Source organism: Enterobacter asburiae, assembly GCA_011754535.1.
Taxonomy (GTDB): Bacteria; Pseudomonadota; Gammaproteobacteria; order Enterobacterales; family Enterobacteriaceae; genus Enterobacter; species Enterobacter cloacae_N.
In genome coordinates, this window is record JAAQVN010000001.1 from 130,405 (window position 1) to 151,374 (window position 20,970).

Genomic DNA, 20,970 nt, shown 5'->3' on the forward strand with positions numbered 1-20,970 from the left:
CCCCAAAGGGGCGAGGGAAGGGTTTGCTCCCTCTCCCTTTCAGGGAGAGGGCTGGGGTGAGGGTGGTGTTGAAACCACACCGCCCGTCATCGTCTGCTGCACCTGCTGTTTATCCATATTCACCGCGTTCAGCTTGCCGTTCACCGTTGGCTTCAGCGGGGCATTTGCCTGCACGCTGCCGCTGGCGGTCATCTGAATATTGCCGTCGCCCGTAATCGGCAGCGCAGGCCAGCCCCACTGCTGCAGCACGTTGAGCGGCACGCCGCGCCCGTTCAGGCTCACCGTGGTCTGCCGCTGTGGCAGCTGTGAAACCGTCGCCGTGGCTTCCAGAATGCCTTTCTCGGTAAACGCGCTCAGGTCGGTAATGTTCACCGTGGCGGCGTTGGCATTCAGCGCCAGCGACGGACGGCGTACGTCGACGCGGTTAAAGGTTGCCGCCGCGCCATTCAATGTTGCGCTGCCGCCCCAGACGCCCCACTGGCGATCTTTCACCAGCTGCAGGTTTGCGCCATAGCCGTCCAGAGAGGTGATCTGCCACGGGAAGGCGGGATCGATGTCGATCACCAGGTTGCGGCTCAGGCCGAATTTTTGCAGCGTGACGCTGTTCAGCCATTCCGGCAGCGGCTCCATCCACAGCGTTTTCCAGTTCTGCGGCAGGGTATACTCCAGCCCGGCGATGGCGACATCGTCCAGCACCAGCGCTTTGCCGTCGCGCAGCCAGTTACCGGACGTGCGCACCATGCCGCCTTCCCAGCGGGAGGTGAACTGGCGCAGCGCCATGCCCTGCGGGGAAAACTCCGCATTCAGGATCGGGTCGAAAAGGTGCAGCGAGCCGTAGATAAACTCGCTGGCATTCATGGACAGGCGGCCTTCCTGGCTCTGCCAGTCGCCTTTGCTGAGAGTCAGGTTGCGCAGGCTTAAGTCGAGATCGGTTACCGCCCAGTCCGGACCCTGAAGCCTGGCGTCGGTCACGTCCAGACGGCCAATCTGTAAAGAGGGAATGGTGGCCAGTGGTGCGAAGAACGCCGTCAGCGTTTTGTCGCTCTGCAGGCGGATCTCGTTCAGGCGCATCGTGTCGATAATCCAGCTCCCGTCGGCGTTGCGCAGGGCGGAGCCGGTGAGCGAACCACGGGCCATGTCGGCACCAATCGTTTTCAGCACCACCTCCTTGCCGTTCAGCTGCCCCTCGATCAGCACGTTGGTGGCCGGTACGCCGTTCAGGGTCAGCGAGCCCGCGCTCATCTGGATCTGCGCGTTATTCCCCAGCACGTTGCCGGCTTCCGGCTGCCATGGGCTGACGCCGCCCGTGACCTTTTGCGCGCTCAGGTCCCATTCAGTATTCGGGCTGTTAAAGGCCATGTTGTTCAGCTGCAGACGATCGGCCTGGAAGGGCAGCGGTGCTGTTTGAGGCGAGAGATTCAGCGTACCGTCGAACAGGGTGATGGTGCCCATGTGCAGCGGATCGGTGATCTGACGGCTGCTCAGGCCAATATCGACTTTTTTGGCAACTAATGTGGCAGGTTTACCATCCCGCCCAAAGGTGACGTTTTCCAGAATGATGTGGGAAGGCGACGAAAAGCGGTGATTCATTTTATCGAAACTGAGTTCGTAGTCGGTATTCACTGTAATCCAGCTGCTGACCTGAGCCGCGCCCCAGCGGGTCTGGAGCAAAATATAGAACGCCAGCAGCACAATAAGCAGGGCTATCAGAAGATAGACGAGTAGCTTTCCAATAAATTTCATGGTCTTCCATCCCGCAAAACGAACATAAGGGAGTTATGCACGATTTATACGCAATGCTCAAGGCGGGAATGGTGTAATTAGATGTCACGGCAGGCATTGACTGCCTGCCGTGAGGGAGATCAGTTCTTCTCAGGCGGGAAAACGAGGTTCAGCACGATAGCGGTGATACCGCCCGCGGCAATGCCGGAAGAGAGCAGGTTTTTCACCCAGTCCGGGGCAAACTGCAGGATCAGCGGCTGCTGGGAAACGCCCAGGCCAACGGCCAGCGACAGCGCGATAATCATGATCGCGCGGCGGTTCAGCGGCTCGCGGGAGACGATACGCACGCCGGAGGCCGCGATAGTCCCGAACATCACTAGCGTTGCGCCGCCGAGCACCGGCTCAGGAATGTGCTGCACAAAGCCGCTCACCGCCGGGAACAGGCCGAGGACGATCAGCATGAGCGCCACCACAAAACCAACGTAGCGGCTGGCCACACCTGTCAGCTGGATCACGCCGTTGTTCTGGCCGAAGCAGGAGTTCGGGAAGGTGTTGAATACCGCAGAGACAAACGAGTTCAGGCCGTTCGCCAGCACGCCGCCTTTCAGACGCTTCATGTACAGCGGGCCGGACACCGGCTGCTCGGAGACGTCAGAGGTGGCGGTGATATCGCCGATGGTCTCCAGAGAGGTGATCATAAAGACCAGCATCAGCGGCAGGAGCAGGCCCCAGTCAATGCCCAGTCCGTAGTACAGCGGCGTGGGGACGGTGATCAGCGCGCTGTTGGTAGGCGCGGTGTTTTCCGGCAGCATGCCCAGCGTCCACGCCAGCAAATAGCCCGCCGCCATGGCGATCACCAGCGAGGCGACGCGCAGGTAAGGGTTACGCTGACGGTTAAGCAGAATAATGATTGCCAGCACTACGCCCGCCAGCAACAGGTTTTTCGGCGCGCCGAAGGTGTGATCGCTCATTGCGGAATAGCCGCCGCCGATGGAGGTGAGGCCCACCTGGATCAGCGACAGGCCGATAATCATCACCACCACGCCGGAGACCAGCGGGGTAATGACGCGGCGAGCCAGATGCAGCACGCGGGAGATGACCATCTCCGTGCAGCTGGCCAGCATCAGGGTGCCGAACAGCGCCGCCATCATGGTTGGGACATCCGCACCGCCGGTTTTCAGCGCCGTACCGCCCATGATCAACGGTGCCACGAAGTTAAAGCTGGTGCCCTGAATCGACAATAATCCAGAGCCCACCGGACCCCACGCTTTAATTTGAATAATGGAGGCCACGCCGGAAGCGAACAGAGACATACTGATGATGTGCTGCGTATCCTGCGCCGGTAAGCCAAGTGCCTGGCAGATCAGCAGCGCCGGAGTGATCACGGCAACAAACATCGCCAGAAGATGCTGGCAGGCGGCGAAAAGCGTCTGTGGAAGCGGCGGGCGGTCTTCAAGGCGGTAAATCAGTTCGCTATTATGCTTCTGCGCAATCGGTTGCGCATCAGGCGACTCTATGGTGTTAACGGACATCGGCGGCAATCCCACGGTGGAAAAGCGGGCATTTTATCTGACCACCTGGTAAAAGCAAACGATTGCCAGCAAAAAAAGGGAAGAAAATCTGCTGCTGTGAGCAGGTTTTCTACAACGCATCGGGAAAAAAAATTACACTTTTTGCGCCGGGGGCTCATGAAGAGCGCAAACTGGCCCAGGATAACGCCGCGTGTGTATGGAACACGCGCAAAACAGGAGCCTTTTATGATTCATCTCGATACGTTGTCGACACTTGTTGCCGCAACGCTGGTCTTATTGCTTGGCCGTAAGCTGGTACATAGCGTTTCCTTTCTGAAAAAGTACACTATCCCTGAACCCGTCGCCGGCGGTCTGCTGGTGGCGCTGGCCCTGCTGATACTGAAAAAAAGCATGGGCTGGGAAATTGATTTTGATATGTCCCTGAAAGACCCGCTGATGCTGGCCTTCTTTGCCACCATCGGCCTGAACGCCAACCTGGCGAGCCTGCGCTCGGGCGGTAAGGTGCTCGGCGTATTCCTGATTGTGGTGGTGGGGCTGCTGCTGATGCAAAACGCCATTGGCATCGGCATGGCGACGCTGCTGGGGCTGGATCCGCTGATGGGTCTGCTGGCGGGGTCGATTACCCTTTCGGGCGGCCACGGCACTGGCGCCGCGTGGAGCAAGCTGTTCATCGAACGCTACGGGTTTGAAAACGCAACGGAAGTGGCGATGGCCTGTGCGACCTTTGGCCTGGTGCTGGGTGGCCTGATTGGTGGCCCGGTGGCGCGTTATCTGGTGAAGCACTCCACCACGCCGAACGGCAGACCTGACGATGAAATGGTGCCGACCGCATTCGAAAAGCCGGACGTTGGACGCAGCATCACCTCACTGGTGATGATTGAAACTATCGCGATGATTGCCATCTGCCTGACCGTGGGCAAAGTGGTTGCGCAATGGCTGGCGGGTACCGCGTTTGAGCTGCCGACCTTTGTCTGCGTGCTGTTTATCGGGGTGATCCTGAGCAACGGTCTGGCGCTGATGGGCTTCTACCGCGTGTTTGAACGGGCGGTATCGGTGCTCGGCAACGTCTGCCTGTCGCTGTTCCTGGCGATGGCGCTGATGAGCCTCAAGCTGTGGGAACTGGCCTCGCTGGCGCTGCCGATGGTGGCGATTCTGGCGGTGCAGGCGCTGTTTATGGCGCTGTACGCCATGTTCGTGACTTGGCGCATGATGGGCAAAAACTACGATGCGGCGGTGCTGGCGGCGGGTCACTGCGGGTTTGGTCTGGGAGCCACTCCAACGGCTATCGCCAACATGCAGGCGATCACCGAACGGTTCGGGCCATCGCATATGGCGTTTCTGGTGGTCCCGATGGTTGGCGCATTCTTCATTGATATCGTCAACGCGCTGGTGATCAAGCTGTACCTGATGCTGCCGATGTTTGCCTGAGATCAGGCGTTGGAATAGCGTTCGGTTTCCGGCATCCAGCGTTCAATTAACGCTGCCGCCTGTTCGGGGTAGCGTTCATGAATATGGCGAGCCAGGCGCTGAACTTCGGGGATCATGGCTTGATCGCGCAGTAAATCCGCCACTTTGAATTCTGCGTTCCCCGTCTGGCGCGTGCCCAACAGTTCACCCGGGCCGCGGATCTCCAGGTCTTTTTGCGCAATTACAAAACCGTCGTTGCTGTCGCGCAGCACCTGCAACCGCATCTGGGCTGTTTTTGAGAGCGGGGCTTTGTAGAGCAGTACGCAGTGGGACGCTACCGCGCCACGGCCAACGCGCCCGCGCAGCTGGTGGAGCTGAGCAAGGCCCAGACGCTCCGGGTTTTCGATGATCATCAGGCTGGAGTTGGGTACGTCAACGCCCACTTCAATGACCGTCGTCGCAACCAGCAAATGCAGATCTCCCTGTTTGAAGGACTGCATCACCGCCTGCTTCTCGGCAGGCTTCATGCGGCCGTGAACCAGGCCAACGTTCAGCTCGGGCAGTGCCAGCTTGAGTTCTTCCCACGTCGCTTCGGCGGCCTGCGCTTCCAGCAGTTCAGACTCTTCAATCAGGGTACAGACCCAGTAGGCCTGACGCCCTTCGTGGGTGCAGGCGTTGCGCACGCGGTCAATGATATCGCTGCGGCGCGTGTCAGGAATTGCGACCGTCGTGACCGGGGTACGGCCCGGCGGCAGTTCGTCGATGGTGGAGGTATCCAGATCGGCATAGGCGGTCATCGCCAGGGTGCGCGGGATCGGCGTGGCGGTCATGATCAGCTGATGCGGGTGGAAGCCCTGCTGCAGCCCTTTTTCCCACAGCGCCAGACGCTGATGCACGCCAAAGCGGTGCTGCTCGTCGATAATCACCAGCGCAAGACCGTTAAACTGCACCTGCTCCTGGAAGATGGCGTGCGTGCCGACAATCATCTGCACCTGGCCGCTGGCGATGGCTTCCTGCTGCGCAAGACGCGCTTTGCCTTTTTGTTTCCCGGCAAGCCAGCCCACTTCAATCCCGAGCGGCGCGAACCATGTGCGGAAATTGTTGGCGTGCTGCTCGGCCAGCAGCTCTGTCGGTGCCATCAGTGCGACCTGCTTGCCATGGGCGATGGCGCGTAACGCGGCCAGGGCGGCAACCAGCGTTTTACCGGACCCCACGTCGCCCTGCACCAGGCGCATCATCGGCACGTCGAGCGCCATATCGCGTTCGATCTCGGCGGTGACCCGCGCCTGCGCGCCGGTGGGCTTAAAGGGCAGCGAGGCCAGCAGCTTATCTTTGAGCGCATCATTCTGGCTTAACGGCTGAGCGTGGAAACGCTGCGCGCCCGCGCGAAGCGCCAGCATGCTCAGGTTATGCGCCAGTAATTCCTCAAGGATAAGACGCCGTTGGGCGGGATGTTTGCCGCTTTCTAAATCGCTGAGCTGCAGCGTTGGCGGCGGGCGGTGCAGGGTGCGCAGCGCCTCAGGCAGGCTCATCATCCCCTGAGCCAGTTCTGGCGGCAGCAGCTCGGTGATGGCGCAGGTATCGAGCAGTTCCAGGGCCTGATCGGTGAGCTTACGCAGCGTTGCCTGCTTGATGCCTTCCGTCGTCGGGTAAACCGGGGTGAGCGTCTCCTGCATTTCTGGCGTGCTGAGATCGCCCTGCACGCGGTACTCCGGGTGGATCATCTCTGCGCCGTATTTTCCGCGTTTAGCTTCGCCATAGGCCAGCACCCTGCGGCCTGTCGCCAGGCTGTTTTTCATCGCCGCGCTGAAGTTGAAGAAACGCATGGTGAGGATGCCGGTGCCGTCGCTGATCTGGCAGGTCATCATCCGGCGTCCGCCGAAAGTGATGTTGCAGTTCAGGACTTCGCCTTCAACGGTGGCGTAAATTGCGGGAAGCAGATCGCCAATCTTGTAGAGTTGAGTGCGGTCTTCGTAACGCAGGGGGAGGTGAAGCAGGAGATCCTGCACAGTGTGCAGGCCAATTTTTGCCAGCTTATTGCTTTGCGCCGCGCCCACGCCCGTCAGGCTGTTGAGCGGGATAGCATCCAGCAGGCGGCCTTTCATCGGTTACCCGGCGTACTGCATGGTGGCCCACCACTCGGCATCGGCTTCAATTTCGCCCTGCGCGTTGACGTGGGGATAAGGCAATTTTTTCTGCTTCGCAACGCGAGCCAGCACCGGATAGCCACCTTCAAACAGCAGGCGCTGCTGTTCCTCTTCCGGCAGCATGCTGTTGCTGCGCTCGTACATCCCGGCGTTCTGACGCTGGCGCTGCGCTTCATACAGAATGAGCGCGGACGCTACGGAGACGTTAAGGGACTGGACCATGCCGATCATCGGAATGATGATGTCCCGATCCGCCAGATCCAGCGCTTCCCGGGAGATCCCGGTTTTTTCCTGGCCCATCAAAATGCAGGTCGGGCGGGTATAGTCGATCTCGCGGAAATCCACTGCTTTAGCGGAGAGGTTTGTCGCAAGAACCTGCATCCCGCGGCCTTTCAGGTGCGATACGGCTTCGCTAATGGTTTGATGGTTTTTGACCGAGACCCAGCTGTTACTGCCTGCGGCAGCGGAGACCATGTTGCGCATGCGGTTGCCTGGCCAGACGGCGTGCACTTCATGCACGCCTACGGCGTCAGCGGTACGGACGATAGCAGCAACGTTATGTGGTTTATGGACCTGCTCCATGCAGACCGTCAGGTCAGGCTGACGCCTGGCGAGCATTTCGCAGATACGGGCATAACGTTGTGAATTCATAAACCTAGTTTCGGTTTCGGGTGACTTTAATCACGTCCGGCATGACGCGGATCTTGCGCATAATGTTCGCCAGATGCACGCGGTCGCGAGCGGTCAGACGAATAAAGGCGCTGTACACGCGGCCGTCTTTTTCTTCCGTATTCAGGCTCTGAATGTTGGACGAGGCCGTGTTGATTGCTGCCGTCAGGTTCGCCAGAGCACCCTGGTGGTTGAACATATCCACCTTAATTTCGGTGATAAATTCCTGCGCGGTCTCTTTATCCCACTCGACCGCCATAAACTTCTCGGCTTCTTTCTGGTAGCCGCGAATGTTACGACAGGATTCATGGTGGATAACCAGCCCTTTGCCCGGGCTGACGTGCGCGATAATCGGGTCGCCAGGGATTGGGCGGCAGCATTTTGCGAAGGTGATCAGCACCCCGTCCGCGCCTTTAATCGGCAGATGAGCATGGCCGGATGCGCCTGGAGCAGAAGGCGTCGCTTCGCCCTGCTGCAGGTTTTTCGCCACCACGACGCTCATGGCGTTGCCCAGACCAATTTCCGCCAGCAGATCGTCCAGAGACGTGAGCTTCATACGGTCGAGTTCACGCTGGATATGCTCCGGCGGGATCTCAGCCAGCTTGCGGCTGCCGCCTAACGCGTGGTTGAGCAGACGACGCCCCAGGCTGACGGAGTCGTCGCGCTTGAGGTTTTTCAGCAGCTGACGGATTTTTGCGCGCGCTTTGGAGCTCACGACAAAGTTCAGCCAGGCCGCGTTCGGACGTGCGCCCGGCGCGGTAATAATTTCCACCGTCTGGCCGCTGGAGAGCGGCTGAGACAGCGGGTAAGGCTGTCTGTCGACGCGCGCGCCGACGCAGGCGTGCCCGATATCGGTATGCACGGCGTAGGCGAAGTCGACCGGCGTTGCGCCCGCAGGCAGTTCGACAATGCGGCCTTCTGGGGTGAAAACGTAAATCTCATCCGGGAAGAGATCGGATTTAACGCTCTCGATAAATTCAAACGAGCTACCCGCACTCTGCTGAAGCTCCAGCAGGCTCTGCATCCAGCGCTGGGCGCGGATTTGTGCGGTTGTGCTGCTTTCGCCACCGTGCTCTTTGTACGCCCAGTGTGCGGCAACACCCATCTCTGCCATCTGGTCCATGTCTTCGGTGCGGATCTGCACTTCAACAGGCACGCCGTGCGGACCGATCATCGAGGTATGCAGAGATTGATAGCCGTTCGCTTTTGGAATGGCAATGTAATCTTTCATGCGCCCCGGACGAGGTTTGTAGAGGCTGTGCATCTGCCCCAGCACGCGATAGCAGGTGTCCGAATCGTGGACGATTACGCGGAACGCGTAGATATCCATGATCGAGTGAAAACGCTGCTCTTTGAGCACCATTTTGCAGTAGATGGAATACAGATGTTTCTCGCGACCGCTGACGCGGCACGGAATTCCCGCTTCCTGTAAGCGCCCTTCAATTTCAGAGAGGATCTTTTGAATCATCTCTTTACGGTTACCGCGGGCGGCTTTTACCACCTCTTTGATTACGCGATAGCGGTTCGGGTACAACGCTTCAAAGCCCAGCTCTTCCAGCTCGGTTTTGATGTGGTGAATACCTAAACGGTGCGCCAGCGGACTGTAGATTTCGAGGGTTTCACGGGCAATGCGGCGACGTTTATCCGGGCGAAGTGAGCCCAGCGTGCGCATGTTGTGGGTACGGTCAGCGAGTTTGATGAGAATGACGCGGATATCCTGCACCATCGCCATAATCATCTTGCGGAAGTTTTCGGCTTGCGCCTCTTTCTTGTCGCGGAATTTCAGCTTATCAAGCTTAGAGACCCCTTCCACCAGCTCGGCAACGCTTTTGCCAAACAGCTGTTCCATATCCTGGTAGGTGGCAGGGGTATCTTCGATCACGTCGTGCAGCAGGGCGGCCATCAGCGTTTCGTAGTCGAGTTTCATCTCGGCCAGAATACAGGCTACCGCAACCGGGTGCGTGATATAAGGTTCACCGCTTGAACGTGTCTGGCCCTCGTGAGCGTCACGTGCAACGAGATACGCCTGCTGAAGACGCTTAATCTGGTCTTCAGGCAGGTAGGTTTGAATCAGTTGATTCAGGCTTTCAAACAGATACAAGGGCGACCCGCAGGTTTAATTAACGACGACCTTCAGCAATGGCGGTTACGGCCTGCAGTTCTGCGGCTTCCTGCTCTTGCTGCTCCTGGCGCTCACGTACGTCGAGGATCTGGTTGTTAATCAGACCTTCTTCGATTTCGCGAAGTGCAATAACGGTGGTTTTATCGTTTTCTTCCGGTACCAGCGGATCTTTACCGCCTACCTGCATCTGACGAGCGCGACGCGCGGCGACCAGCACCAGGTCAAAACGGTTACCAATTTTCTCTACAGCGTCCTGAACAGTTACGCGTGCCATACTTAAAATGCTCCACAGGTGAAGAAATGACTGGGCATGATACTGAAAGTGGGTTCAGTCTGCCAACAGTTTGGTGATTAATGCGTCATGTCGCTGCTTCTGGCGGCTCATACGCAGTCGTTCTGCGCGAAGAATGGTTTTGAGATCGCTCAGCGCGGCATCAAAATCATCATTCACAATAAGGTAATCATATTCCGCGTAATGGCTCATTTCTGCAACTGCCTGTTCCATACGCTTTGCGATGACTTCTTCGCTGTCCTGACCGCGGCCACGCAGGCGGCGATCCAGCTCATCTTTCGACGGCGGTAAAATAAAGATACTGCGCGAGTCAGGCATTTTCTTACGAATTTGCTGTGCGCCCTGCCAGTCGATGTCGAGGAACACATTCACGCCCGTCGCCAGAACCTGCTCAATGGTTTCACGTGAGGTGCCGTAGTAGTTTCCAAACACTTCTGCGTGTTCAAGAAACGCGTCTCTGCCGATCATCGCTCTGAACTCGTCGTGATCCACAAAGAAATAGTGTTCACCGTGCACTTCACCCGGACGCGGCGCTCGCGTGGTGTGAGAAACAGAAACCTGTGTGTCGTACAACGGTTGGGTTTTTAACAGTGCCTGAATAAGGCTGGATTTACCCGCGCCACTAGGGGCAGAAACAATATAAAGCGTGCCTTGAGCCATGAGAGTCTTTTGTATGTGTTAACGAAGAAGTCCTACATACGGGCTTATTATACACGTCGGCGCACCGTGACGTAGCCTTTGTCACACTTTTTCCCCTGGATTATTGAATTTTGCGTGCCGTTTTCAGGTTTTACCCGCGGTTTGCAGAAATAAAAAGAAACCCTGGATAGCGCCTCGTAAAGCGAAAGGTTGCCGTTAGCGTTGTTTTGATCGGCAGGTTATACCTCCTGCAACGCAAAGGAGGGGTAGCAATGTGGCGATGGATAAGCGGATTACTGGTGTTGTGGTGTGGCTATGGCGCGGCGGTGTGTCCGGTGTGGTCGCAGGCAAAAGCAGAGAAAGAGATTGCGTCGTTAAGCGCGCAGATAAAACGCTGGGATGATGCCTACTGGAAGCAGGGGGCGAGCGATGTAAACGACGACGTGTACGACCAGCTTCACGGGCGGTTAACGCAGTGGCAGCGCTGTTTTGGCAGTGAGATTTCAGAAGAGAAACTCCCCGCGCTGACGGGAAGCGTAAAACATCCTGTTGCCCATACGGGGGTACGTAAAGCAGCCAGCAAAGAAGCGCTGAGCCAGTGGATGCACGGCCGGAAAAATCTCTGGATGCAGCCAAAAGTCGACGGCGTGGCAGTGACGCTTGTGTATCGCAACGGAAAGCTAGCCCGGGCGATCAGCCGTGGTAATGGGCTAAAAGGCGAGGACTGGACGGCACGCGTGCGTTTGATTCCGTCCGTGCCTAAGGAGGTATCCGGCGTGCTGGCAAACAGCGTCTTACAGGGGGAGCTTTTCTGGCTACGCGAAAACCACGTCCAGCGGCAGATGGGCGGAATGAATGCACGTGCAAAAGTGGCGGGCGCGATGATGCGACAAAAGGACAACGCGTTTCTGAACCAGACGGGAATATTTATCTGGGCCTGGCCGGATGGACCGAAGGGAATGGAAAACAGGCTTTCTGAGCTGTCCAGCGCAGGTTTTTCCCTGACGGCGCGCTATACGCTGCCCGTACAGACTGTTGATGCTGTTGAAAAACAGCGTTTGGCCTGGCAAAACACGGCATTACCCTTTGCCACGGATGGCATAGTGGTTCGGTCTGCTGAGTCTCCTTCAGGGGAGCGCTGGCTGCCTGGCGAAGGCAACTGGGTCATCGCGTGGAAATATTCGCCTGCAGCACAGGTCGCTGAGGTCAGAAATATTCATTTTTCCGTGGGGCGCACGGGCAAAATTTCTGTCGTGGCGGCACTGGAGCCTGTCCAACTGGACGATAAACAGGTGCAGCGAGTGAGCCTGGGTTCGGTTGGGCGCTGGCAGAGGCTGGATATTGCCCCGGGCGATCAGGTTCAGGTAAGTCTGGCCGGGCAGGGTATCCCCCGGTTTGATAAGGTGGTCTGGCGAGGAACGGACAGACAAAAACCAGAACCACCGGCCTCGCGTTATCACTCCCTTAGCTGCTTTTATGCCTCGCCAGCGTGTATGGAACAGTTCTTTGCCCGGCTGACGTGGCTCAGTTCAAAGCAGGTATTCAACATTGAAGGATTAGGTGAGTCAGGCTGGCGGATGCTCTGGCAGGCACATCATTTTGAACATCTCTTTTCATGGCTGCTATTAACGCAGGAACAGCTGCAGTCGACGCCGGGGTTTTCCGCAGCGCGCGGGCTCGCACTTTGGCACCGCTTTAATCAGGTGCGCGAGCAGCCTTTCATCCGCTGGATTATGGCTCTGGGTGTTCCGTTACCGCAGGCGTCGCTGAAGGCTTCAGGGGAGGTGTCCTGGCAGAAGATGAGCGAGCGCAGCGCAAAGTCATGGCAGACCCTGCCGGGAACGGGAGAGGAGAAGGCGCGGCAAATCGTTAGCTGGCTGCACGCGCCAGAGATTGATGTGCTGGCGAAGTGGCTCGCTGGACAGCACATCAACGGGTTCTGAGATTAGTGAGCGCCGTGCTTATAGTGAAACACAGGCAGCCCGAGCTTCAGACGCAGCGCCAGCATGCGGGCCGTAAAGCCAAACAGCAGCGTGGAGATGACCACCACGTCGTGGTTTGAAACGTAATGCTGCAGGGCAATGTAGAGCACCGCTGCGGCGAAGGAGATGCCGGCATACAGCTCTTTTTGAAAGACCAGAGGAATGCGTTTGCAGAACATATCGCGCAGCACGCCGCCGAATACCCCCGTGACCACGGCCGCGATGGTAGCGATAACCGGACCTTCCCCCATATCGAGCGCGATTTGCGCGCCGATGATTGAAAAAACGATCAGCCCCAGCGCATCAAGCACCAGGAACAGGCGGCGCAGATGGGGCATAACGGGTGCCACTATGGTGGTTAATACGGCAGCCGTTGCGACGATAATCACGTACTCAGGATGCTTCACCCAGCCAAGCGGGTAGTGACCAAGCAGGATATCGCGCACGGAACCGCCGCCCAGCGCGGTTGCAGTAGCAATAATGATCACGCCGAAGGTGTCCATCCGGCGACGCCCGGCGGCGAGAGCGCCAGTCATGGCTTCTGCGGTGATACCAATGAGATAAAGAATGTGAAGCAGCATATACCCTCCGGTGTGAACGCGGGAAGGTTAGCGATTTGTGCGCAAGATCACGATTGAGATTTTCTAAGGCGATTGGATTTCACCTATAAAATCTAATCAATACATGCTGAATATGGTTGATTATTGGCAGGTGAATTGGAAAAGGTGTGAAAATTCGAATTAGAAATAATAATGGGTGGCATCAGCCGATACCACCCAAAAAGGGATTACTCAATATTCTGGATCTGCTCGCGCATCTGCTCAATCAGAACCTTCAGTTCAATCGCTGAGTTGGTCACTTCAGCATTGATAGACTTAGACGCCAGAGTATTCGACTCGCGGTTGAACTCCTGCATCATAAAGTCCAGACGGCGGCCTACAGCTTCCTTCTTCTTCAGTATGTTGTAGGTCTCTTTCACGTGCGCTTCCAGACGATCCAGCTCTTCGGCCACGTCAACGCGCTGCGCCATCAGCACCAGCTCTTGTTCCAGACGGGTGTTTTCCAGCTGAACTTCCGCTTCTTCCAGCTTGGCGACAAGTCGTTCGCGCTGCCATTGCAGCACTTCTGGCATGTGGGTGCGGACTTTGGCCACTTCGGTGCTCACGCCTTCAAGACGCTGCTCAATCATCGCTTTTAGCGCCTGGCCTTCGGTTTCTCGGGCAACGATAAAATCGTCCAGCGTGCCGTCGAGGGCTGCCAGAATTTCAGCGGCAATGGCATCCAGATCCTGCTCACCGGCGGCCATGACCCCAGGCCAGCGCAGAATATCAACCGGGTTGATTTCGCCTTCATCGCTCTGCATTTTGACCCAGTTCGCCGCATTCACGAGCTGTTTCGCCAGCTTTTCGTTGAGGATAAGTTCGCCCTGCGCGCTGGCATCTGGCTCAAAGCGCAGGTTGCATTCCACTTTCCCGCGGGTCAGACGCGTACGGATACGCTCGCGCACCACAGGTTCAAGGCTGCGGAACTGTTCCGGCATACGGAAATATGTTTCCAGATAGCGCTGGTTTACCGAACGCATTTCCCAGGTAGCGCTACCCCAGCTACCCTTGATTTCACGCCGGGCGTAGGCGGTCATACTGCGGATCATAGACATTCCCGTTTTTAAAGGAGAGATGGGGGGATTATAGCTTTCGGGGGCTTCTCAGGATAGGAATAAGCGTCCTTTATCCGTATAATGCGCAGCCACATTCGTTTCAAGCCGGAGAATCCATCATGCGTCCATCAGGTCGTAGCGCCAATCAGGTGCGTCCCGTCACCCTGACCCGTAACTATACAAAACACGCTGAAGGCTCCGTGCTGGTTGAGTTTGGTGACACCAAAGTGCTGTGCACCGCGTCCATCGAAGAAGGGGTTCCGCGCTTCCTGAAAGGCCAGGGTCAGGGCTGGATCACCGCCGAATACGGCATGCTGCCACGCGCAACGCACACTCGTAATGCCCGTGAAGCGGCAAAGGGTAAGCAGGGCGGCCGTACCATGGAGATTCAGCGTCTGATCGCACGTGCGCTGCGCGCTGCCGTTGACCTGAAAACTCTCGGTGAATTCACTATTACGCTGGACTGCGACGTAATTCAGGCAGATGGCGGCACGCGTACCGCGTCCATTACCGGTGCCTGCGTAGCGCTGGCGGATGCCCTGAACAAGCTGGTTGCAGCCGGTAAGCTGAAAACCAACCCAATGAAAGGGATGGTCGCGGCGGTTTCCGTGGGGATCGTTAACGGCGAAGCGCTTTGCGATCTGGAATACGTTGAAGATTCCGCCGCCGAGACCGACATGAACGTGGTGATGACCGAAGATGGCCGCATCATTGAGGTGCAGGGCACGGCGGAAGGCGAGCCGTTCACCCATGAAGAACTTCTCTCCCTGCTGGCGTTGGCCCGAGGGGGGATCGAATCCATTGTAACGACGCAGAAAGCGGCGTTAGAAAATTGATTTTAAAGGCGACCAGTGAGTCGCCTTTTTTTTGCCTGTAAGACAGAAAAACCAAAGGAGCGAATCCATGAAATCGTATCAGCGCCAGTTTATTGAGTTTGCTATTAATAAACAGGTACTTAAGTTTGGCGAATTTACGCTGAAATCCGGGCGTAAGAGCCCCTATTTCTTCAACGCCGGGCTGTTTAATACCGGGCGCGATCTGGCCCTGTTAGGCCGTTTCTATGCCGAAGCGCTGGTGGATTCCGGGATTGATTTTGACTTGCTGTTTGGCCCGGCCTACAAAGGCATTCCAATTGCGACCACCACAGCAGTCGCGCTGGCGGAACATCACGACCGCGACGTGCCGTACTGCTTTAACCGCAAAGAGGCCAAAACCCACGGTGAAGGCGGTAATCTTGTAGGCAGCGCGCTGCAGGGCCGCGTGATGCTGGTGGACGACGTGATCACCGCAGGCACTGCGATCCGTGAATCTATGGAGATTATCCAGGCCAACGGCGCGACGCTGGCTGGCGTGCTTATTTCTCTGGATCGTCAGGAGCGTGGTTGCGGCGATATCTCTGCTATCCAGGAAGTAGAGCGTGATTACAGCTGCAAAGTGACCTCTATCATCACCCTGAAAGACCTGATTGCGTATCTGGAAGAGAAGCCAGAGATGGCGGATCACCTGGCGGCGGTGCGGGCGTATCGCGAAGAGTTTGGCGTGTAACTGAATTGCCCGGCGGCGCTACGCTTACCGGGCCTGCGGTGCTACTGCAGCTGCGCTGCCACTAACGGCCAGCGGGCGTCAAAATCGTCCGTTGGTCGGTATTTGAATTCACTGCGCACAAAGCGGGAGAGCATGCCTTCACAAAACGCCAGGATCTGGCTTGCCAGCAATGTCTCATCCGTATTGTATCCTTCACCTTCACGCATTTTCTTCTCGCGTAGCACCTGGCGCAGCTGTGCTTCAATACGCTCAAAAAGCTGATTGATGCGGCCCTGCAGCCTGTCCTGCTCAAACATCAGCGCGTGGCCGGTCAGGATACGGGTTAAACCCGGATTGCGTTCCCCAAAGCCCAGAATTAACAGCACAATCAGACGCAGACGCGCGGTGGTGTCTTTTTCGTCTTTCAAAATCAGGTTAATGCGTGTGATCAGACTGTCTTCAATAAACTCGATCAGGCTGTCGAACATTTTTGTTTTGCTGGGGAAATGACGATACAGCGCCGCTTCAGACACGCCAACAGAGGCGGCCAGTTTAGCGGTGGTGATGCGTTGACTGCCATCGCTGGATTCAAGCATCAGAGCCAGAGATTGAAGTATTTCTTCGCGACGATTCCTTTTCGCGGTTTGTTTTTCTGCCATGTTACAAAATACCCCTGAAAAATAAGCACTTGCCAGGCTGGCATCCACACAGCGACCGCAAACTGGCGTTTGCGGTTTGTTATTGCGTTATGGCGCTGCGAGATACGTGTGTGTCGGGCGGTTATTTGCGCCCGGAATGGCCGAAGCCGCCTTCGCCACGGTCGGTGGCATCAAAGTCTGCCACCAGGTTAAATTCTGCCTGAACCACCGGTACAAAAACCATCTGCGCGATACGCTCGCCCGGTTCAATGGTGAAGCTGTCCTGGCCACGGTTCCAGACGGATACCATCAGTTGACCCTGGTAGTCGGAGTCGATCAGGCCGACCAGGTTACCCAGCACAACGCCGTGCTTATGGCCCAGACCAGAGCGCGGCAGGATCACTGCCGCCAGAGATGGGTCAGCAATGTGGATCGCCAGGCCAGTCGGGATCAGGGTAGTGGCACCGGGAGCCAGTTCTACGGCGTCATCGAGACAGGCGCGCAGGTCAAGTCCGGCAGAGCCGGAGGTGGCATAGGTTGGCAGCGGGAATTGCTCGCCAACACGCGGGTCCAGAATCTTAACGTCGATTTTTTTCATCATAACGGGTAACGATCTCGTCCAGTAATTGTTGGCCCAGGAGTTCCTTGCGCTCAAGCGGTAAGATTTTATCTCCATCCTGCCAGAAAAGGTGCAGTGCGTTGCTGTCGCTATTAAATCCTTGCGTGGCCAGCGATACGTCGTTCGCGCAAATTAAATCGAGGTTTTTGCGGGTACGTTTTTGCCGGGCATATTCTTCCACATTATTCGTTTCTGCGGCAAATCCAACAACGTAAGGACGATGGTTTTTTAGTGCGGCGACCCCAGCAACAATGTCCGGGTTTTTCACCATTTTCAGTGTTAATTCATCACCTTGCTTTTTGATTTTAGATTCGGCGATGGTCTCGGCACGATAGTCTGCCACGGCCGCACAGCCGATAAAAATCTGCTGATGTTGCGCATGAGCCTGCACGGCGGCTTCCATCTCCAGCGCGGTGGTGACATTAATGCGCTGCACAAAAGGTGGCGTAGGTAACGAGACCGGGCCGCTGACCAGCGTGACGTTAGCACCGCGTTTTGCCGCTGCGGCAGCAATTGCAAAGCCCATCTTGCCGGAGCTGTGGTTGGTGATGTAGCGCACCGGGTCCAACGGCTCGCGCGTGGGACCCGCAGTAATCATGATGTTGAGATGTTGCAGATCGTTGACAGGTGAGAAATGGGCGGCAGCCATATCTACAATCGTCAACGGGTCGAGCATACGCCCTGGGCCAACGTCGCCGCAGGCCTGGCTGCCACTGTCCGGGCCCCAGATAAGCAGGCCGCGCGAGGCCAGCGTCTCCAGATTATGCTGGGTGGCGGCATTGCGGTACATCTGCTGGTTCATGGCGGGCACAACGGCGACAGGTGCAGGCGTCGCGAGGCAAATGGTCGAAACCAGATCGTTCGCCATACCGGCCGCCACGCGGGCAATCAAATCCGCCGTGGCTGGGGCAAGAATCACCAGATCGGCCCATTTCCCAAGCTCAATATGCCCCATCGCGGCTTCGGCGGCCGGATCGAGCAGGCTGTCAGATACCGGGTATCCTGAAACCGCCTGCAGGCTCAGAGGGGTGATAAAGGCTTTACCGCCTTCGGTTATCGCGACCCGCACGTCCGCCCCGCGCTCGCGCAGACGACGCACCAGCTCCGGCGCTTTATAGGCAGCAATACCGCCGCTCACGCCAAGAACGATTTTTTTACCGGCCAGGCTCATCATGATTCTTTCCTGTTGGGTTTCACCAGAGAGCGGGCATTTTATCACAATCCCAAATACGGGGTGATGAAGTCCTTTATTCACTTTGCGAGGCGCTACGCAAGAACGAAACCTCAGCGTCGAGCCCCGGATTTGCCTGTGGCAGCATAATGGCAAACAGAAGGAGGCCGGGCATGGAAGAGACTGAACTGCTGCTACCGCGCGAAAAAATGCTGCGTCATGGCGTCACGTTATTAAAAGACGACGAACTGCTGGCGCTCTTTTTACGTACAGGTACGAAGGGAAAAACGGTATTTACGCTGGCGAGAAATCTGATAGACCATTTTGGTTCACTGTATGGTTTGCTGACCGCCGAACTGGAGGAGTTTGCGCACGTAGAAGGCATTGGCGTCGCGAAATATGCCCAGTTACGGGGTATTGCTGAACTTGCCCGGCGATTTTATAACGTGCAGATGGAGGAGCAAGATCCGATCCTTACCCCTGACATGACCCGCGAATTTCTGCAAAGCCAGCTATCCGGTCTGGAGCGGGAGATCTTTATGGTGATCTTTCTCGACAACCGAAACCGGGTGCTTAAGCATACCCGCCTTTTTTCAGGTACACTGAGCCACGTTGAGGTGCATCCGCGTGAAATTGTGCGCGAAGCGATAAAAGTGAATGCAGCAGGCGTGATCCTCGCGCATAATCACCCCTCTGGCTGTGCAGAACCGAGCAGAGCGGACAAAGAAATCACCGAGCGCATTATCAAATGCTGTCAATTCATGGACATTCGTGTGCTGGACCATCTGATAATTGGCCGCGGAGAGTACATTTCTTTTGCAGAACATGGCTGGATTTAGGCTATTTCTGGCGATCCATCGGGATCTTTGTCTGTTCGGGACTTGAGCACACCGCCGAGTCAGCGTATACTACGCCACCTTTGAGAATCTCGGGTTTGGCATTTGGGCCTGGCAATCGAGAGTTCACTTAGAACTACGCGATGACCGGGCTGTAAAGCCTGACGAGGCGCCGATACCCCATACGAAGCTCGAGCTAATTTGATTTTTGGAGAATAGACATGTCCCGAGTCTGCCAAGTTACTGGCAAGCGTCCGGTGACCGGTAACAACCGTTCCCACGCACTGAACGCGACTAAACGCCGTTTCCTGCCGAACCTGCACTCTCACCGTTTCTGGGTTGAGAGCGAGAAGCGTTTTGTCACCCTGCGCGTATCTGCTAAAGGTATGCGTGTAATCGATAAGAAAGGCATCGATACAGTTCTGTCTGAACTGCGTGCCCGTGGCGAAAAGTACTAAGTACTTAAAGAGGAAATAAATCATGGCTAAAGGTATTCGCGAGAAAATCAAGCTGGTTTCTTCTGCTGGTACAGGTCACTTCTACACCACCACGAAGAACAAACGTACTAAGCCGGAAAAACTGGAACTGAAAAAATTCGATCCAGTTGTACGCCAGCACGTACTGTACAAAGAAGCTAAAATCAAATAATTTTAGCCTCCTTGTATTGAAAAACCCCGCAACTGCGGGGTTTTTTGCATTCTGCATCTCAACGGAGGAACCATGCCTGAATTACCTGAGGTAGAGACCAGCCGTCGCGGCATTGAGCCCCATCTGGTCGGCGCGACTATTCTTCATGCTGTCGTTCGTAATGGACGTCTGCGCTGGCCGGTGTCCGATGAGATCCACGCGTTAAGCGACAAACCCGTCCTTAGCGTGCAGCGCCGCGCGAAATACCTGCTGCTGGAGCTGCCTGACGGCTGGATTATTATCCATCTGGGGATGTCCGGGAGCCTGCGCATCCTGACCGAAGAACTGCCTGCGGAAAAGCACGACCACGTCGATCTGGTCATGAGCAACGGCAAAGTGCTCCGTTACACCGATCCCAGGCGTTTTGGCGCGTGGCTGTGGACAAAGGAGCTGGAAGGACACAACGTGCTGGCGCATCTGGGCCCTGAGCCGCTTTCAGACGCGTTCAACGCGGACTACCTGAAAGAGAAGTGTGCGAAGAAGAAGGCTCCGATCAAGCCCTGGCTGATGGATAACAAGCTGGTGGTCGGCGTGGGGAATATTTACGCCAGTGAATCGCTGTTCGCGGCCGGGATCCATCCCGATCGGCAGGCCTCATCGCTGTCGGCGCAGGAGTGTGAGCTGCTGGTTCGGGTCATTAAAGCCGTATTACTGCGCTCGATTGAGCAGGGCGGGACCACGCTGAAGGACTTCCTGCAAAGCGACGGTAAACCGGGCTATTTTGCCCAGGAGCTGCAGGTGTATGGCCGTAAAGGTGAGCCATGCCGGGTATGCGGGACGCCGATCGCTGCCGCAAAGCACGCCCAGCGAGCCACGTTCTACTGCCGTCAGTGCCAGAAATAGCGCTACTTTAGCTTGTCCATCAGCGCCTGGTGGACGTTATCCGGCAGGAAATGGGTAACGTCCCCGTGATGGCGCGCCACCTCTTTCACCAGCGTGGACGAGATAAACGACCACTCTTTTGATGGCATCAGGAATACGCTTTCCAGCTCCGGCATCAGGTGGCGGTTCATGTGCGCCAGCTGCATCTCATACTCGAAGTCTGCCACCGCGCGCAGGCCACGGATCAGAATATTGGCCTGCTGGGCGCGGGCGAAGTTTGCCATCAGGTCGCTAAACCCGACCACCTCAACATTCGGCAGGTGCGAAATGGCATCGGTGGCGAGCTTTACGCGCTCGTTGAGGTCAAACATCGGCTTTTTGCTGGGGCTGGCGGCAATGGCCAGGATCAGCTTGTCGAACATGCATGCCGCACGGGTGATGATATCAAGATGACCGTTGGTGATCGGATCGAAGGTACCCGGATAAATCGCTTTTGTGCTCATG

The 20,970-nt window shown here is 56.7% G+C and carries 21 protein-coding genes; 8 read left to right on the forward strand and 13 right to left on the reverse strand.

All coding sequences use genetic code 11. From position 1 onward, the window contains the following. Nucleotides 1-39: 39 nt before the first annotated feature. Both HBM95_00560 and HBM95_00565 read right to left on the reverse strand, forming a co-directional pair. Entirely contained in the window at nt 40-1,743 is a 1,704-nt protein-coding gene (locus tag HBM95_00560) for an AsmA family protein (protein ID NIH41444.1), read from the reverse strand. A gap of 119 nt (nt 1,744-1,862) precedes the next feature. Next, nucleotides 1,863-3,254 carry a uracil-xanthine permease gene (locus HBM95_00565; protein ID NIH41445.1) on the reverse strand — a complete coding sequence of 464 codons (1,392 nt, stop codon included), beginning with the start codon at nt 3,252-3,254 and terminating at the stop codon, nt 1,863-1,865. Between the two features lie 225 nt (nt 3,255-3,479). Here HBM95_00565 and gltS point away from each other — a divergent pair, with 225 nt between their 5' ends. After that, nucleotides 3,480-4,682, forward strand: a complete 1,203-nt coding sequence (gene gltS, locus HBM95_00570; GenBank protein ID NIH41446.1) for a sodium/glutamate symporter — start codon at nt 3,480-3,482, stop codon at nt 4,680-4,682. 2 nt (nt 4,683-4,684) lie between these two features. On the opposite strand, the gene recG is transcribed toward gltS, so the two are convergent. The 5 genes from recG to gmk are packed head-to-tail and all read right to left on the reverse strand — an operon-like array spanning nt 4,685 to nt 10,551. Then, nucleotides 4,685-6,766 carry an ATP-dependent DNA helicase RecG gene (gene recG, locus HBM95_00575; GenBank protein NIH41447.1) on the reverse strand — a complete coding sequence of 694 codons (2,082 nt, stop codon included), beginning with the start codon at nt 6,764-6,766 and terminating at the stop codon, nt 4,685-4,687. A 3-nt stretch (nt 6,767-6,769) separates the two neighbouring features. Beyond that, nucleotides 6,770-7,459, reverse strand: coding sequence for a tRNA (guanosine(18)-2'-O)-methyltransferase TrmH (gene trmH, locus HBM95_00580; protein NIH41448.1), 690 nt, complete (start codon nt 7,457-7,459; stop codon nt 6,770-6,772). 4 nt (nt 7,460-7,463) lie between these two features. Then, the gene (spoT, locus tag HBM95_00585) at nt 7,464-9,578 is read right to left on the reverse strand and encodes a bifunctional GTP diphosphokinase/guanosine-3',5'-bis pyrophosphate 3'-pyrophosphohydrolase (protein ID NIH41449.1); all 2,115 of its coding nucleotides are present in this window, start codon (nt 9,576-9,578) and stop codon (nt 7,464-7,466) included. A 19-nt stretch (nt 9,579-9,597) separates the two neighbouring features. Beyond that, the gene (gene rpoZ, locus HBM95_00590) at nt 9,598-9,873 is read right to left on the reverse strand and encodes a DNA-directed RNA polymerase subunit omega (protein ID NIH41450.1); all 276 of its coding nucleotides are present in this window, start codon (nt 9,871-9,873) and stop codon (nt 9,598-9,600) included. Between the two features lie 54 nt (nt 9,874-9,927). After that, complete coding sequence (gene gmk / locus HBM95_00595) at nt 9,928-10,551, reverse strand: guanylate kinase (GenBank protein NIH41451.1); 624 nt, start codon at nt 10,549-10,551, stop codon at nt 9,928-9,930. Between the two features lie 251 nt (nt 10,552-10,802). On the opposite strand from gmk, the gene ligB reads away from it, so the two are divergent. Further along, nucleotides 10,803-12,473 (forward strand): NAD-dependent DNA ligase LigB, encoded by a 1,671-nt coding sequence (gene ligB / locus HBM95_00600; protein ID NIH41452.1) that lies wholly within the window; start codon nt 10,803-10,805, stop codon nt 12,471-12,473. 2 nt (nt 12,474-12,475) lie between these two features. Here ligB and HBM95_00605 read toward each other — a convergent pair whose 3' ends face one another. Continuing rightward, nucleotides 12,476-13,093, reverse strand: coding sequence for a trimeric intracellular cation channel family protein (locus HBM95_00605; protein ID NIH41453.1), 618 nt, complete (start codon nt 13,091-13,093; stop codon nt 12,476-12,478). A gap of 206 nt (nt 13,094-13,299) precedes the next feature. After that, nucleotides 13,300-14,163 carry a YicC family protein gene (locus tag HBM95_00610; GenBank protein NIH41454.1) on the reverse strand — a complete coding sequence of 288 codons (864 nt, stop codon included), beginning with the start codon at nt 14,161-14,163 and terminating at the stop codon, nt 13,300-13,302. A 125-nt stretch (nt 14,164-14,288) separates the two neighbouring features. Between HBM95_00610 and rph the strand changes: the two genes are divergently transcribed. Both rph and pyrE read left to right on the forward strand, forming a co-directional pair. Further along, complete coding sequence (gene rph / locus HBM95_00615; GenBank protein ID NIH41455.1) at nt 14,289-15,005, forward strand: ribonuclease PH; 717 nt, start codon at nt 14,289-14,291, stop codon at nt 15,003-15,005. Between the two features lie 67 nt (nt 15,006-15,072). Beyond that, a complete protein-coding gene (gene pyrE, locus HBM95_00620) occupies nt 15,073-15,714 on the forward strand; it encodes an orotate phosphoribosyltransferase (GenBank protein NIH41456.1) in 642 nt (213 codons plus the stop codon). A 41-nt stretch (nt 15,715-15,755) separates the two neighbouring features. Here pyrE and slmA read toward each other — a convergent pair whose 3' ends face one another. The 3 genes from slmA to coaBC all read right to left on the reverse strand — a co-directional run bounded on the left by slmA (nt 15,756) and on the right by coaBC (nt 18,121). Next, nucleotides 15,756-16,352 carry a nucleoid occlusion factor SlmA gene (slmA, locus tag HBM95_00625; protein NIH41457.1) on the reverse strand — a complete coding sequence of 199 codons (597 nt, stop codon included), beginning with the start codon at nt 16,350-16,352 and terminating at the stop codon, nt 15,756-15,758. A 121-nt stretch (nt 16,353-16,473) separates the two neighbouring features. After that, nucleotides 16,474-16,932, reverse strand: coding sequence for a dUTP diphosphatase (gene dut / locus HBM95_00630; GenBank protein NIH41458.1), 459 nt, complete (start codon nt 16,930-16,932; stop codon nt 16,474-16,476). After that, complete coding sequence (coaBC, locus tag HBM95_00635; GenBank protein NIH41459.1) at nt 16,910-18,121, reverse strand: bifunctional phosphopantothenoylcysteine decarboxylase/phosphopantothenate--cysteine ligase CoaBC; 1,212 nt, start codon at nt 18,119-18,121, stop codon at nt 16,910-16,912. Before coaBC ends, dut begins: the two co-directional genes overlap by 23 nt. A gap of 173 nt (nt 18,122-18,294) precedes the next feature. Here coaBC and radC point away from each other — a divergent pair, with 173 nt between their 5' ends. From radC to mutM, 4 genes are all read left to right on the forward strand, one after another. Next, nucleotides 18,295-18,960, forward strand: coding sequence for a DNA repair protein RadC (radC, locus tag HBM95_00640; protein ID NIH41460.1), 666 nt, complete (start codon nt 18,295-18,297; stop codon nt 18,958-18,960). A 218-nt stretch (nt 18,961-19,178) separates the two neighbouring features. Further along, the gene (gene rpmB, locus HBM95_00645; protein ID NIH41461.1) at nt 19,179-19,415 is read left to right on the forward strand and encodes a 50S ribosomal protein L28; all 237 of its coding nucleotides are present in this window, start codon (nt 19,179-19,181) and stop codon (nt 19,413-19,415) included. A 22-nt stretch (nt 19,416-19,437) separates the two neighbouring features. Then, complete coding sequence (gene rpmG / locus HBM95_00650) at nt 19,438-19,605, forward strand: 50S ribosomal protein L33 (GenBank protein NIH41462.1); 168 nt, start codon at nt 19,438-19,440, stop codon at nt 19,603-19,605. A gap of 72 nt (nt 19,606-19,677) precedes the next feature. Next, nucleotides 19,678-20,487, forward strand: coding sequence for a bifunctional DNA-formamidopyrimidine glycosylase/DNA-(apurinic or apyrimidinic site) lyase (gene mutM / locus HBM95_00655; GenBank protein ID NIH41463.1), 810 nt, complete (start codon nt 19,678-19,680; stop codon nt 20,485-20,487). A gap of 2 nt (nt 20,488-20,489) precedes the next feature. Here mutM and coaD read toward each other — a convergent pair whose 3' ends face one another. Further along, nucleotides 20,490-20,969, reverse strand: a complete 480-nt coding sequence (gene coaD / locus HBM95_00660) for a pantetheine-phosphate adenylyltransferase (GenBank protein ID NIH41464.1) — start codon at nt 20,967-20,969, stop codon at nt 20,490-20,492. Nucleotide 20,970 lies beyond the last annotated feature (1 nt).